Below are 14,187 nucleotides of genomic sequence, written 5' to 3'. Positions count from 1 at the left end.
GGCTCTCTCCTTTCCTCAGCGAATGAGCGACCTGAAGCGCGTCATGACCTCGTTCATTTTCTCCATGGTCTCAAGGTAGAACGGTAAGAACCCCTGGTACTGCCTGTGGAGGTTCTCGTCAGGCTCAAAAACGGCAACCTTTGCCACAGAGGAAAACGCCTTTTCCTCGAGATTGGTAAACACACCCACGCCAAATCCCGCCACCATCGCCGAGCCCCAGATGGAGAATTCCTCCCGATTGAGCGTCACATAGGGTATGCCGAGGATGCTTGCCTTGAGGCGGTTCCAGAATGCCGACTTTGCCCCGCCACCGATGACCCGAACCTCGGAGAAACGGATTTCCGGCATGAGCTCCCGGAGGACCTTGAGGTAAAAGGCATACTCAAAGGCAATACCCTCAAGGATGGCAAGGAAGAGGTGTTCCCGGGTGTGGTCCCAGCTAAATCCGGCAAAAACTCCCCGAAGGTACGGCTGTGTTGGGCAATTCCTCCCCCGAAGATGGGGGAGGAAGACAATGCCCGAAGGCGGTACGACACGCTTTTCCACCTCTTCATTGATGCGGGCAAAGGCATCGGGGTCTTTCGCCAGCTCCCGGAAGAGCTCATTCCGGGCCCACTCCACATCCATGCCGCCCCCGTTGATATAGGCCATGGGGTAATAGTACCCCTCAAGAACAGAACGGGGGAAAAGGAGGGTTTTGTACTGCACATCGGGCACAAACCGGTCCACAAAAACGGCAAAACACGAGGCCGTTCCGGCGATGTCAAAGGCAATCCCGGGCCTCACCACTCCCGCTCCCAGGGTGTTCGCCGCCTGGTCCCCGCACCCGGCAACGATAGGAATGCCTGAGGGAAGACCCATGGCTTCTGCCCACTCCGCCCGGAGCGTCCCCACAATTTCCCAGGGAGCAACAATACGGGGCATTTTCTCCTTTTCGATATCGAAAAGCCCAAGAATCTCCTCATCCCACGTTTTCCTCTCAAGGTCGGCAAAGCAGGAGAAATGAATATAGGTGTAATCGATGTACGTTTCATCCCCCTGAAGTCCTGCGAGTTTCTGTGCCACCCAGCAGGCCGGAACGGTGAATTTGGCGATATGCCGGTAGACCTCGGGGCGCTCGTGTTTCCACCAGAGGATTTTCGGTCCGTGATTGATGCTTGGACCCATGCCGGATCTCGTAATGATGAGATCCTCAGCTCGCTTCATCTCCTCGGCATATGGGGCCGAACGCACATCAAGCCAGGAGTCGTAAGGGGTCGCCGCTTCCCCTCGTGCATCCACCCCCATGATACCCGCCATCTGGCCATCGATGGCTATTGCAAGGATCTCCCTTGGGTTCACCCCGCTTTTTTCCACAACCTCCCGTACTGTGCGGACTACCGAAAGGAGCATTTCCTGAGGGTCCTGCGTGACACTCCCATCCCGGCCATAGATGATGTTGGAACTCTCCCGGGCAATGGCCAGAGCGTTCCCCTCGGCATCAAAAAGCCCGGTTTTCGTGGCCGTCGTCCCAAGGTCACACCCAATGAGAAACGCCACCATCACCACTCCTTTATCGCCACTGGTTGCCCCAGGGCGAGGGATTCGTGTCCCGCCTCGACAACCCGCACCACCCGGAGCCCATCTTCAAGAGAAGGTGTGGGCGCGGTATCAGCAAGGACCGCGCGAATGAAGGCCTTGAGTTCCTCAAGGTACCCATCTTTGAAACGGAGCGCCCATCCCGCCTGGGTGTCCCGGATGGCTTTCTTCTCGGGCGTATAGAGGACGGGGCCTCTCCCCTCCGTCTCTCCAACCCGAATCATGCCCTTTGTCCCCAGAATCTCCATCCGGGCGTCGTAGGCATACCCCACAGGGCATCCTCCATCAACCACCCCGAAGGGACCGTCAAGAAAGGCAATGGTGAGAAGGTAGTGGTCGTAGAAATCGGGGAACTGCGTTCTGGCCTCTGGGGACTTGAAGTTCTTCGCCTCCATGAAAACCCGCTCTGGTTTCTTTTGGACAAACCACAGAACGGCATCGATATCATGAGAGGAGACTTCGGCAAGCATCCCGCCGCTTCTTGCCCGATCCCAGATCCAGGCCGGTGGAAGACCAGGACCTCTCCCCGTGGACTTCACAAGGACCAGGTCGCCAATGAGTCCCTCCTGGACCATCTCCCAGGCCCTCCGGATCTCCGGGTCATACCGGCGCATGAAGCCAATCTGGAACTTCACCCCCGCCGCTTCCACTGCCCTCTTCATGGCCAGGGCCTCTTCGAGATTCTGCGCCAGGGGTTTCTCGCAGAAAATGTGTTTTTTTGCCCCTGCAGCCTTCTCAACGATATCCCGGTGGGTGAAGGTGAGAGAGGCAATGCATACCGCATCGAAGCTCTCCTTTTCAAGAGCTTCGTCAAAAGACGTGTACCAGCGAATCCCAAGTTCTCCGGCAGCTTCCTGGGCTTTCGCCGCATCCACATCCACCACTGCTTTCAGTTCCCCCTCGGGGATGTAGTGGACGAGGTTGCGCCCGTGAACCATTCCCGCCCGTCCTGCACCGACAAGAACAAAGGCGACTTTTTCCATACGCTCCCTCCGCCTCTAATCCCTCGTAACTCTTCGCCGCCACTGGTCAAAGACCACAACCGCCACGATGAGGAGTCCGTTCACCACTCTCTGCCAGAAAGGCTCAACGTTAAGGAGATTAAGGCCATTTGAGAGAACTCCCATGAGGATAGCGCCGATCAGGGTTCCGAAAACCGACCCCTTACCCCCAAAGAGATTCGTCCCTCCGATGACCACTGCGGCAATGGTCTGGAGTTCTAAACCCTCAGCCATCAGGGCGTTGGCCGAATTCATCCGGCCCACAAGCACAAGACCGGCAAGACCACAGTAGAGCCCTGAGACTCCATAGACAAGGATTTTGATCCGATCCACATTGATCCCTGCCGCACGGGCCGCTTCCCGGTTGCCACCCACCGCATAGAGCGAACGTCCAAAGGTGGTCCGGTTCAGGATAAACCAGGTAATGGCCACAACAAGAAGGGCAAACACCATGGGGACCGGAATGCCCTTGATGTCCCCGCTCCCCAGCCAGACAATGCTTTGCGGGAGATATCCCGCAAGTTTCGTCGCCGTGAAATGGGAGGGAACAGGAAGACCACCGGTGATAAGGAGCGCAATGCCCCGTATGGCGCCAAGCATACCAAGGGTGGCAATGAAGTCAGGAATTCTCCCCTTGGCAATGATGACACCGCTGGCCAGCCCCGCCAGGGTGGCAAAGAAAACTCCAAGGAGCGCACCGCTCACAAAGGGCCATCCCCAGTAACTCATGGCCACTGCCGCAAGGCAGCCTCCCAGGGCAAGTACTGAGCCAACGGAGAGGTCGATTCCAGCGGTGATGATGACCATCGTCTGTGCCGAAGCCGCGATGAGCACCACCGCCACCTGTCGGAAAATGTTCAGCCAGTTGCCCAGGGTGAAGAAGTGCGGCGAAAGGATGGCAAAAGCCGTACTCAGCGCCACAAGCCCAACCAGCGACCCACCTTTGAGAAGAAGGCTCACCAGGGCTTGGGACAGGCTCTCTCCTTCCCGCCATGCAGGAATTGCTCTATTTTGAGGCAACGCAGGCACCTCCTTCAGGAAACTCCACTGGCCACAGCGAGGAGCACGGTTTTATCGATACCGTTCGTGTGCTCAAAAATTCGCACAATTCTGCCACCTCGCATAACCGCAATCCGGTCTGCCACTTCAAGAGCCTCCACTGGCTCGGAAGTGATGTAGAGAATGGTCAGCCCCTGGCGGGCAAGGTCCCGCACCATGGCGCGGATTTCAAACTTGGCCCCCACGTCAATCCCCCGGGTGGGTTCGTCCATGATGAGGAGTTTTGGTTTTCGGGCCAGCCACCGGGCAAGGAGCACCTTCTGCTGGTTCCCTCCACTCAGGTACAGAACCTCCCGGAAAATATTCGGGGTTTTGATCCGGAGAGCGCGGACGAAGTCTTCCGCAAGACTCGTTTCTTCCCGAAGGCGGAGGATACCCCTTCGGGAGACCCGGGAGAGAATGGCCAGGGTGATGTTGGCGAAAACGGGGAGTTCGTACACCAGGGCCCGCCGGCGGTCCTCAGGAAGGTACCCGATACCAAGGGCAATAGCCTCCTGAGGGCTCTTTGGTTGCACGACTTTGTCCTCAAGCGTCATTTTCCCCGCTGTCCGCTCAAGGCCGAAAAGACCTCGTGCCAGGGTTGTCCGACCCGAACCGATAAGGCCAAAGAGAACAAAAACCTCTCCCTTCCGGACTTTCAGGTTCACATCTCTGACAAAGCCCCCTGACGAGAAGCCTTCGAGGGCAAGCATCACCGCTTCAGTGTGGTCTCCTCCATGACCTGTCTCAAGCACCTCCACCGACTTCCCCGTCAGGTACTCAAAGAGCATCCGCTCGTCAAGGCGACGAGCCTCTTCGGTGACGACTTTTCGACCATCTCGAAGGACCGTCACCCGATCGGCAATGCGCAGGGCCTCGTGCAGTTTATGAGAAATAAAAATAATGCCGATGCCGGTCTTTTTAATCTCGGCAACCAGCTCAAAAAGGCGGTTGACTTCATCCTCGCTGAGGGCCGAGGTCGGCTCATCCAGAAGGAGAATTCGCAGATTCGGTCGGCTTACAGCTTTGAGAATCTCCACCGTTTGCTGCTCGGCAACACTCAAAGACCCAACAGGGGTGCGGGGATCCTCCTGGATGCCAAAGCGCTCGAGGAGATGAGCGGTTTCAGAGAAAATCGTGTTCCAGTCGACCTGAACACCCCGCCTAGGCCATCTCCCCAAGAAAATGTTCTCGGCGATACTCAGGTCAGGCACGAGGGAAAGTTCCTGTTGCACCAGGACAACACCGGCATTCAGGGCATCCCGGGGGGAGAGAAAATGCACCGGCTTTCCGTCGAGGAAAATCTCTCCCGCATCTTTGGGAATGATACCGCTTATGATTTTCATCAACGTGCTCTTTCCGGCGCCATTTTCCCCCAAAAGGGCATGAACCTCCCCCGAAAGCACATCCATGCTCACCGTATCGAGTGCCTTCACCCCGGGGAAGGATTTGCTGACATCGCGGACCTCAAGAATCGGTGTTTGCGGCATCACCATACCGTGTATCCCCCATCAACACTCAAAACCGCACCGGTGGCGTAACCAAGGAGAGGGGAAGCGAGAAAGAGAATAGCCGCAGCAATCTCTTCGGGCTTGCCGAGCCTTTTGAGAGGCCGAGAATCCTCAAGACTCTTTCGCACTTTCTCCGGGTCTTTTTCCTTCCTGAGCGCTTCCTCCACAAGAGGAGTGTACGTCGTTCCCGGACAGACGCAGTTCACCCGCACGCCATAGCCGGCAAAGTCCACCGCACAGCTTTTGGTGATGGAGATGACCGCAGCCTTGGTGAGGTTGTACACCATCTGGTTCGGGATGGCCACAAGGCCAGCCTCAGAAGCCACGTTCACGATAACGCCGTTTCTTCTCTCCACCATTCGCCTCCCCACACTCTGGGTGCAGAGGATCACCCCTTTGACGTTCACGTCAACAAGCCTTGCAAAATCCTCTTCGGCGAAGGCCAGAGCATCGCCCTTGGCGTAGACCCCGGCATTGTTCACCAGGATGTCGATTTGGCCAAAGCGGTGCAGCACCTTTTCGACCATCTGGTCCACACTGTCTTTTTGAGATACGTCCACCTCGATAAACTCAGCGACAAAGCCCTGCTTTTTGAGGTCCTCCTCCAGGGCTTTCCCCCTCTCCGGGTTCGCCTCAGCGATAACAACCTGAGCTCCTTCCCGGGCAAAAAGTCGAACCGTCGCTTCACCGATTCCCGCGCCACCACCGGTGACAATGGCCACTTTCCCGCCGAATCCAAGGTCCAAGGGACTTCACCTCCTGGGGAAGGGCCCCCAGAGGGGGCCCGATCTCTTACTTTTCGAGGTATGCCTTCTTAATGGCTTCCCAGTCAATGGGCTCAAGATAGGGATTCGGGTAGAACATGTCGGCGTTGCCCTGCCATTCAATCCGTGGACGGATATCCACAAACTGCGGTACCTGGTCCTTCAGGCCCAGAGCAAGCATAACCGCGTATTTCGTTCCGTACCAGCCCCACTCAGGGAAGCCGTGCCAGGTCTCAGCAATGAGCCGCCCTTCGCGGATTCGCTCCACAGACTCAGGTGTTCCGTCGTTGGTGAAGACCTTGACTTCAGTTCTTCCTAAGCGCTCGCAGGTAAGCATGGCACCAAGACCCATTTCATTTGAAGCTGCCCAGATGAAATCCAGCGTCCCCTTTGGATTGGCCGAGAGGATGTCCTCGGTAACCTTAATGGCCTTTTCCCTGTTCCAGTCTGCAGGGAGAGTGGTGACGATTGTGATTCCCGGGAACTGGTCGATGACGGAGTGGAACCCCCGGAGCCGTGCGGTGGAGAAGAATCCTCCGGCAATGCCCTCAATGATAGCACCGGTGGCTTGGATTTTGTCCTTGAGGTTCTCGATGACCTCCGGGGTGTAGAGCTTCTGCCAGAACTCAAGGTCAAGGAAGGTTTCCGGTGCAACGTCCACTTTTTCTCCCTCGCCCAGGACTCCCGGTCCGCCGAAGTAATCCACCACGGCGTAGGCGGAAATCGTTCCCGCCACCGTGTTGTCAAAACCAATATAGCAGTCAACATCTACACCTTCAATAGGTTCTAAGAGGTTGACCACGATGACCGGGATGCCGGCTTTCTTGGCCTCCTGGAGGGCCGGTTTTACAACCTCAACCTCAATTGGTGAAATGGCGATAACATCGACTTTACGCTGAATGAAATCCTCGATAATGGCTATCTGGTCTGCAAAGGCCGTGTGTGCAGCAGGAGCACGGGTGATAATCTCGACGTTGATACCGTGGTTTCGGGCATCCGCTGCGGCTTTCTCAAAGAAGTCGGTGGCCGTCTTGAACACTCCGGTAATGTCTGGCGGAGTCCAGCCGATGGTGATTTTGGGGATATCCTTACCCCACACTCCAAGGGCCAACCCAAGCACAAACACCAGCACGAACACAACGCCCAAGCTTCTCCGCATACCAAAACCCCCTTCGTACGTTTATTTTTTGCCCCCAAAAGGGGCAAAATGCCGCTTCTCCAGTGCTTTCAAAAACGCCAGACCTTCTTTGAGGAGCACATCGCTTGAGGGAGCCATTTTCCGCCAGACACAGGTTCCGGCCCGCATGGAATCGGAGACCTCCGCAAAGGATTCCATCCCCACAATACCCCGGTAGTCCCCCTCGGCAAGAGCCCGAAAGATACCCTCCCAGTCAACGGTCCCGGTCCCGGGAATCCCCCGGTGGCTCTCGCTCAGGTGGTAGTGGCAGAGATACGGAATTGCCTTCTTTGTGGGAGTATAAAAATCGTTCTCCTCGATGTTCATGTGGTACGAATCAAGGTGAACCCTCATATTGGGCTCGTCGATCATCCTGAGGAGCTCAAGCGCCTGGTCACAGGTGTTGATGAGAAAGGTCTCATACCGGTTCACAGGTTCAATCCCCACAAGAAGCCGGGCATCCTGAGCCCACTGGGCCACCTTTTTCAGGGCTTCTGCAGCACGTTCCAGATATTCCCGACCGGGGATGGTCGCAATGCGCTTTCCCAGAGCTGAGTAGATCACCCCCGAAAAGCTCAAAGCTCCCATCTCCGCCGAGACGTCCACGCACCGTTTGAGGTACTCAAGACCCTTTCTGCGTACCGCCGCATCAGGAGAAGAAACGTCGGCCTCCTCAGAGAGCACCGTGGAGGTCACGATCTGCAAACCAAGCCGTTCTGCTTCTTTTCGAATGCTCTGGGGGTGAATAGACCCAATGTCCATGAGGGGGATTTCAACGGCATCAAAACCAAGTTCCCGGGCTCTGGAAAGAAGAGGAAGGGACTCCTCGGTCCATCGGGACGTCCAGGCATAGGCGTGAACCGCGTACAGCAATCCTCCCATAGGCATCAGCTCCTCAATACCCTCACCCGCACTCTCCCCTTGTCTCCCCGGAAACGGGAGATGAAGAGGTCAATGGGGCGGTCGTTGACATCGTAGGTGATGTTCTCCATAAGGAGCACCGGGGCCTTGGGTTCGAGGCCCAAAAGCTCGGCATCCCGGTCGGTGGCGAGGACCGGCTCGAGACTCACCTCTGCCCACTGGGGCTTGAGGTTGTAGCGTTCAGTGAGGAGACGGTACAACGAGCGGTCGGTGAGGTCTTCCTCTAAAAGCCCGGGGCAGAGGTGGTGGGGGATGTGGTTCTGAACCCAGACCACAGGTTCATCCTCCACGAAGCGGAGGCGCTCGATGAAGATGACCTTCTCTCCCTCTTTGAGCTGCAAAGCCCTAGCAATGCGTTTGGGAGGATCCTGGAGCTCTTTCCGGAGGACTTTGGTCTTCAAGGTGTAGCCTCGCTGGGCCATGTCCTCGTAGAAGGTGACAAAGTGCTGGATGAACCCGTACTCGAGCTTGGGTTTGGCCACAAAGGTTCCCCGACCTTTCTCCCGGGTGAGGAGCCCTTCATAGACCAGTTCCTTCAGGGCCTGACGGACAGTGGGACGGCTGATGCCGTACTTTTCCGAGAGCTCCCGCTCAGAGGGGAGCAAATCCCCGGGAGCAAGGATGCCTTCCTCAATCTGCTCCCGGATGATCTCCTTGAGCTGGTAGTAGAGAGGAATAGGGACTTTCCGGTTAAGGGTAGACACGCCTCCACTCCTTTTGTCGATACGTTCGTATGCTAAAAGGTTAAATGGTATTTACCGAAAGAGATTATATCCTTTATGCCTCCCTTCGTCAATCCCTTCTCCTGCTTTACTCGGGAAGGCGAAAAACGGTCTCCCCAACGGTTTTCAAAAAACGAATCCTCCGCAGAGCAATCTCGCCGGGACCGGCGAATTTCTTCTCTTCAGAGCCCGGAACACCCCCACTCAATCGATATGGTCATCTCCAAGAATACCTCTGTGGCTGGCACGGAAGTGGCAATGGACGAGGAGGTCCGGGGTCAAGGTGATTTCAACGCCCTCAAAATCCATCTCCCGAAGACGGGGCAAAAGTGAGAAGACGCACTCCTCTTGCACTTCGGGAAACCACATGTGGGAAAAGGCTCCGTACCTCATGGTTTCACTTCACCACCCGAATGCTCTTTCGGTCCATGGTGGCAACAGCTACCCCAACGGCAATAAGGCCAAAGATCACCATCTGGATGTCCCGGCCCAAAGCCAGCATCAGCATACCACTTTGAATCCAGGTGATGATAATGACCCCAAGGAGCGTGCGATGTGGACCTCCCATCCCTCCGGAAAGCGCCGTACCCCCGGCGACAACACTGGCAAAGAGAGGAATGGACATGTCAGAGCCAATCAGCATGGACCCCCCACCAAGCTGAGCCATGTAGAGAACTCCAGAAAGGCCGGCGAGGAACCCACTGAGCATGAAGACGTAGACCCGCTGACGCTCAACGTTGATGCCCGAAAGCCGTGCTGCGGTGAGATTCCCTCCGATGGCGTAAGTCCTCCTCCCGAAAGGCGTACAGAGGGCAACAAAAGTGCACAGAGCCCAGATCCCCATCGCCCAGTAGAAAATCGAGGGCAACCCAAAGATAAAGGTTGTGGCCAGTGCTCGAAAGCGTTCGTTGTACATGATATGGAGAAAGCCCTTTGAGAGATAAAGACCAATCCCCTCAACAACAATGGAAACCCCCAAAGTGGCCATAAAAGAGGGGACGTTGAGATAGGCAAGAAGGACACCGTTGAGCAAACCAAGACCTGTACTCACAAGAAGCGCAAAGGGAATAGCCCAGAAACCAAGCTTTTCAATGTACATGACACAGAGGAGCGCAGCAAGCTTCAGCACGCTCGGTACCGAGAAATCAAACGACCCCATCATGATGACAAACGTCAGGCCACAGGCGGCAATGAGAAAGTACGACATGGCATATACCAGAGTCACAAGGCCTTCGTACCTCAGGAAAGTCGGGTTCACCGCCTGGAATCCCAGAATGATGATGCAGGCGACAAGAAGCGGCCATAACGTCCCGGCGTTCTTTTTCATCCATTCCCGGGAGAATGTTGCAATCACCGTTTCCTCCGCCTCCTCAGGTAATTTCAACACCCCTGAGACCCCTTGCTCCTACAATAATCGACACGATGAGGAGGATACCTACAAGGAGCTGGAGAATTTCCGGATGCAGAAGGGAAAGGTACAGCCCCCGGTAGAAAACGCTGAAGGTCAGAGCCCCAAGAAGGGTTCGCTGCGGTCCCCCACTCCCTCCAACAAGAGGCGTCCCCCCAAGGACAATGGCCACAAGAGGCCAAACGACGTTCTTGAGGTTGAGTTCCACCGGTACCGAGCCCCCAAGGTGCTGAAAGAGCACAATGGTTCCAAGGCCGGTGAAAAGCCCGCTTAAGGTGAAGGCGAGGATTTTGTACTTCTCAACCGGTATTCCCGCAAGCTTTGCCCCCTCTTCATTCGAACCGATGGCATAAAGGTAAAGCCCCACGCGAGTCCGGACCATGAGGTAGATAGCGGCTCCAATGAGGGGAAGGGACCAGAGGAATGCCGTGGGAATACAGGGCACAAGGGAAGCGGTGATGAATTCGTATCCCTTGACGGTCCGTGAGTACCCTCCAGAGAGCGCCGCGGTGAGTCCCCAGTAGACCACAAGGAGACACAGGGTCAGAATGAAAGAGGGAACTTTCCCCCTGGCATGAACCACCCCCACTAGGAATCCGGTTCCAAGGCCAAGAAGGGGAAAAACGCAGATAGCAAAAAGCCCAAGAACTGGAGTCAGAAGCCAGACAAGCACTCCTCCAAGCATCCAAATTCCCACGTACGAGAGATCCAGAGATCCCGTCACCACTACCATTGAGGGACCCAAGGCAAAGAGCACAAGCGTCACGAACTGCTTGAGGATTGTGGTGAGATTGAGGGTGGTGAGGAATCGCTGGGGATAGAGGAGGGAGAAGAGCACCACAAGCCCCACAAGGACAATGGCCACCGGATGACGCACAAGAAGGAGAAAGGGATACCATGCCCGCCCAGTTTTCACCATCTCACCCCACCGCCACTTCCCGGAATTCCTCCGCACTCACGGTCCTCTGCACCCTCCCACCCCGCATCACCAGAACCCGGTCACAGAGGAGGGCGTACTCTTTGGGATCATCGCTTACGAGAATGAACGAAATCCCCCTCTGCTTCATCTCAAGGAGCACTTCGTAGATATCCTCCCGGGCCCCCACATCAATACCAATCGTGGGGTCCTCAAGAAGCAGGATGTCAGGGCTTCGCTCCAGCCATTTCCCGACCGACACCTTCTGCTTGTTCCCACCACTCAGAGAGTAGCATTCTGTGTGAACACCAGGAGCCTTGATTTCCAGTTTTCCCATCACTCCTTCGGCGATGCTCCTCTCCGCCCCAAAGCGAATCACAGGGAAAAACTTCCCGAGAACCTTTTTGAGATTCACGATGGAGATATTCTTGGCAATGGACCAGTGGAAAAAGAGTTCCTTCCCCGCCTCTCCTGAACAATAGCCCACGCCCCGCTCAAGGCGGACATGGGGAGGTTCTCCGGAGAAAGCCTCCTGCCCTTTGATGACCAGTTTCCCGCCATCGAATCCAAGAATCCCGGCAACAGTCCGCAGAACCTCGCTTTTCCCGGAACCCGCGGGTCCAAAGAGACCAAGGCACTCTCCCCTGCGAAGCTCAAAGGAAACGTCATAGTAGCATCCTCGTTTCGTCAGTCCCTCCGCTCGCAGGACCACCTCGGAAGACACCGTCTTCTTCCGGGCCTCAAAGGTGTACACCAGCGATTCCCGTCCCACGATGGCCCGGAAAAGGTCCTCTTCGGTCACAGCGTCTTGAGCAAGGTCGTAATGGGCAACGAGTCTCCCATCCCGGAGAACGTACACCCGGTCAACGAATTCCATGACCTCGGGGATAATATGGGAGACGAAGATGAAAGAACAGGTCTCCTTCATTCGGAGGATGTTCTGGAAAAGTTCCCTCCGTTCCTCGAGGGTCAAAGGAGCGGTGGGCTCGTCGAGGATGATGACCGGAGCTACATCTTTCCCCTGGCTTTCAAGACGTACCCCGAGAACCGCCCGGGCAATCTCCACCATTTTCTGGGTCGCTAGAGGGAGTTCGTACATGAAACTCTCAACGTCACAGACGACGTGGAATTCGTCAAGGATGTCCCTTGCTTCCCGTTTCATCCGCTCGTTCTGCAATCCCCACGGTCCCCGGTACCGCTCCTCGTGCCCCAGAAAAAGGAACTGGTACACCCGAAGGTGCGGGATAACCCCCCGTTCCTGGTAGACGATGGAAATTCCCCGCTGTGCCGCCTCCTTGGGATTCCGGGGAAAAGGGACCTCTTTCCCCCCAAGAAGGAGTATACCCCGATCCGGAGCGTGGACCCCCACGAGAATCTTCATGAGGGTGGATTTTCCCGCTCCGTTCTCCCCCACCACGCCAACAATTTCGCCCCGGTACACCGCGATGCTTACTTCATCCAGAGCCCGCACCACGGTATCGAAGGTCTTGGAGACATTCCGGACCTCAAGAACAGGAACGTCGTTTCGCCTCATCGTGCAACCTCAACCGGAGAAAGAGGAAAGAAAGCCCCTGCCTGCTTGCAAGCAGGCAGGGGGTGAACTTCACTTCCAGATAGGATCCCACTTGAGCTCCGGCGGGAACTTCTCGATGTACTTCTGTGCCTCTTCCCAGGTATCGGCCCAGCTAAAATCGAGGAAGAAGTTATAGAGGGCGGCAACGTGTTTCCGGAAGGCTTCCATGCTTCCGAATTTCTCAAGCTTTGCCGGGAAGTAGTAGTCGTGCTGGCCAAGGCGTATGTCTGCACCTGCGTGGCGGTCATAAGAGAGGCCAAGCTCCTGACACTTGGCAATGGAAAGGAGACGGAAATCATACGGGTACTCGGGCTTGGGCTCTTTCATCTGCCGCAGGATTTTTTCCAGGTTCTCCTGAGTTGGTGCAAGGTAGAAGTTCGGATGCCAGATGAGACGAGCATCCCGGGCGAGCTTTTCTACTTCACCAGGTCTTCCATAGGTGTTGATTCGCGGCGCCTGCAACATCTCTTCAGGGAACGGGTACCAGGCACCCACACACATGTCGTAGAGCATGGGAACCATTCGTCCCGCAAAGTAAGGAATATCAAAACCAGCAGTAACCAGGAAATTCCCCTTGAGGATTTCCTCAGCCGTGGTCATTTCCATGTCTCGAGAAGCCGTGAAAGGACCAATGGCGATGCCACGATCCTCCAAAGCCCGCAGAGCCCCCATGGTCTGGGAATCATTGGCACCCCACAGACCCTCATAGTCCTGGCGCACAGCAAGCGCTGCTTCGGCTGCCTTCCGGCCCCCCTCATACCACCATTCACCGTACTGGTGCCCTAAAAGCTGCATCTCGGGATAGAAGCTCCAAGCCATGAACACTCCAAGGTTGATGTAGACAGTGGAGACAGTGGCCACCGTTTTGTGAGCCTGGTGGTGGAGGAGTTTGGTCTTTCCGTTCTGGCGCATCTTTTCAAAGAGAATCATGAGGGGGAAGAAGGTCTGTTCGTCTGAAAGGGGCGTATTGTCAATAACCCAGCGGGGACCAAGGTCTCCCGGATACATCTCACCGGTATACCCGAAGAACGTGGCCATGAACACGTTGTGCTCGTTGCAGATTCTGGCAAGCTCAGGCATCACCGCAGCCGAAGGGCAGTTGTAGATGATGGCCTTAGCCCCTGCGGCGATCATGCTTTCTGTGGTTTCAATCCAGGCGGCATCGGTTTCTGCCACCGCGCCGATGAACTCAAGGCCAAGCTGCCGGCATGCCTGCTCAACCGCCTGGTAACATATCATGAGGTACTCCTGAGCAAGGCCCCAGGTGATGTATCCGATGGCGAACTTCTCTCCCGGCTCGGCGTTTTTGTACCGCTGGGCGAGCTCCATGCGCTTCTCATCGAGTCGCAACTCTTCCTGGGCAAGAGCACAATGCACAACGCTTATACCCACACTGACGACCACAAGGAGCACCAGAAACCGTACCCACCGTCGCACTTTCAAACCCTCCTTTCAAAAAATGGATTCACAAGGCGAGGGGTCATTCTGACCAATCATCCAGGTCCTGTACCCACCTCCTTCTCGCAAAAGCGAAGATCAAATAAAGACAGCCATGATTCTTTTTCTGTGAATACTTTA

At 55.9% G+C, this 14,187-nt stretch carries 13 protein-coding genes; all 13 read right to left on the bottom strand.

The annotated features are described in order from the left end of the window. Positions 1-15 precede the first annotated feature (15 nt). Positions 16-1,542, bottom strand: a complete 1,527-nt coding sequence (locus tag ACP6EK_RS05615; RefSeq protein ID WP_438318901.1) for a xylulokinase — start codon at positions 1,540-1,542, stop codon at positions 16-18. After that, positions 1,542-2,561, bottom strand: a complete 1,020-nt coding sequence (locus ACP6EK_RS05610; protein ID WP_438313920.1) for a Gfo/Idh/MocA family oxidoreductase — start codon at positions 2,559-2,561, stop codon at positions 1,542-1,544. The genes ACP6EK_RS05615 and ACP6EK_RS05610 overlap by 1 nt, the downstream gene beginning before the upstream one ends. Positions 2,562-2,576: 15 nt before the next feature. Continuing rightward, positions 2,577-3,599: an ABC transporter permease gene (locus ACP6EK_RS05605; protein WP_438313917.1), complete on the bottom strand. Its 1,023-nt coding sequence runs from the start codon at positions 3,597-3,599 to the stop codon at positions 2,577-2,579. A 14-nt stretch (positions 3,600-3,613) separates the two neighbouring features. Next, positions 3,614-5,113 carry a sugar ABC transporter ATP-binding protein gene (locus ACP6EK_RS05600; protein WP_438313914.1) on the bottom strand — a complete coding sequence of 500 codons (1,500 nt, stop codon included), beginning with the start codon at positions 5,111-5,113 and terminating at the stop codon, positions 3,614-3,616. Then, positions 5,107-5,874 carry an SDR family NAD(P)-dependent oxidoreductase gene (locus ACP6EK_RS05595; RefSeq protein WP_438313911.1) on the bottom strand — a complete coding sequence of 256 codons (768 nt, stop codon included), beginning with the start codon at positions 5,872-5,874 and terminating at the stop codon, positions 5,107-5,109. The genes ACP6EK_RS05600 and ACP6EK_RS05595 overlap by 7 nt, the downstream gene beginning before the upstream one ends. A 46-nt stretch (positions 5,875-5,920) precedes the next feature. Continuing rightward, complete coding sequence (locus tag ACP6EK_RS05590; protein WP_438313909.1) at positions 5,921-7,051, bottom strand: sugar ABC transporter substrate-binding protein; 1,131 nt, start codon at positions 7,049-7,051, stop codon at positions 5,921-5,923. Positions 7,052-7,072: 21 nt separating this feature from the next. Next, positions 7,073-7,951 (bottom strand): sugar phosphate isomerase/epimerase family protein, encoded by an 879-nt coding sequence (locus tag ACP6EK_RS05585; RefSeq protein ID WP_438313906.1) that lies wholly within the window; start codon positions 7,949-7,951, stop codon positions 7,073-7,075. A gap of 5 nt (positions 7,952-7,956) precedes the next feature. After that, complete coding sequence (locus ACP6EK_RS05580; protein WP_017873064.1) at positions 7,957-8,694, bottom strand: UTRA domain-containing protein; 738 nt, start codon at positions 8,692-8,694, stop codon at positions 7,957-7,959. A 222-nt stretch (positions 8,695-8,916) separates the two neighbouring features. Beyond that, the gene (locus tag ACP6EK_RS05575) at positions 8,917-9,105 is read right to left on the bottom strand and encodes a hypothetical protein (RefSeq protein ID WP_438313904.1); all 189 of its coding nucleotides are present in this window, start codon (positions 9,103-9,105) and stop codon (positions 8,917-8,919) included. A 4-nt stretch (positions 9,106-9,109) separates the two neighbouring features. After that, entirely contained in the window at positions 9,110-10,066 is a 957-nt protein-coding gene (locus ACP6EK_RS05570; RefSeq protein ID WP_438313901.1) for an ABC transporter permease, read from the bottom strand. Positions 10,067-10,082: 16 nt separating this feature from the next. After that, entirely contained in the window at positions 10,083-11,039 is a 957-nt protein-coding gene (locus tag ACP6EK_RS05565) for an ABC transporter permease (protein ID WP_438313899.1), read from the bottom strand. Position 11,040: 1 nt separating this feature from the next. Next, positions 11,041-12,570 carry a sugar ABC transporter ATP-binding protein gene (locus ACP6EK_RS05560; RefSeq protein WP_438313896.1) on the bottom strand — a complete coding sequence of 510 codons (1,530 nt, stop codon included), beginning with the start codon at positions 12,568-12,570 and terminating at the stop codon, positions 11,041-11,043. A 69-nt stretch (positions 12,571-12,639) separates the two neighbouring features. Continuing rightward, positions 12,640-14,046 (bottom strand): sugar ABC transporter substrate-binding protein, encoded by a 1,407-nt coding sequence (locus tag ACP6EK_RS05555; protein WP_438313893.1) that lies wholly within the window; start codon positions 14,044-14,046, stop codon positions 12,640-12,642. Positions 14,047-14,187 lie beyond the last annotated feature (141 nt).

This window comes from Candidatus Caldatribacterium sp. SIUC1 (assembly GCF_051549785.1).
In the GTDB taxonomy this organism is placed as follows: domain Bacteria; phylum Atribacterota; class Atribacteria; order Atribacterales; family Caldatribacteriaceae; genus Caldatribacterium.
Note: the sequence above shows the minus strand (reverse complement) of the source record. Positions and strands in the feature narration are given on the sequence as shown.

Excerpts from the sequence above, each read along its gene's own strand:
- ACP6EK_RS05590 (WP_438313909.1), bottom strand. The coding sequence starts at position 7,051 with ATGCGGAGAAGCTTGGGCGTTGTGTTCGTGCTGGTGTTTGTGCTTGGG.
- ACP6EK_RS05585 (WP_438313906.1), bottom strand. The coding sequence starts at position 7,951 with ATGGGAGGATTGCTGTACGCGGTTCACGCCTATGCCTGGACGTCCCGA.
- ACP6EK_RS05615 (WP_438318901.1), bottom strand. The coding sequence starts at position 1,542 with ATGGTGGCGTTTCTCATTGGGTGTGACCTTGGGACGACGGCCACGAAA.
- ACP6EK_RS05600 (WP_438313914.1), bottom strand. The coding sequence starts at position 5,113 with ATGGTGATGCCGCAAACACCGATTCTTGAGGTCCGCGATGTCAGCAAA.
- ACP6EK_RS05565 (WP_438313899.1), bottom strand. The coding sequence starts at position 11,039 with ATGGTGAAAACTGGGCGGGCATGGTATCCCTTTCTCCTTCTTGTGCGT.
- ACP6EK_RS05560 (WP_438313896.1), bottom strand. The coding sequence starts at position 12,570 with ATGAGGCGAAACGACGTTCCTGTTCTTGAGGTCCGGAATGTCTCCAAG.
- ACP6EK_RS05610 (WP_438313920.1), bottom strand. The coding sequence starts at position 2,561 with ATGGAAAAAGTCGCCTTTGTTCTTGTCGGTGCAGGACGGGCGGGAATG.
- ACP6EK_RS05575 (WP_438313904.1), bottom strand. The coding sequence starts at position 9,105 with ATGAGGTACGGAGCCTTTTCCCACATGTGGTTTCCCGAAGTGCAAGAG.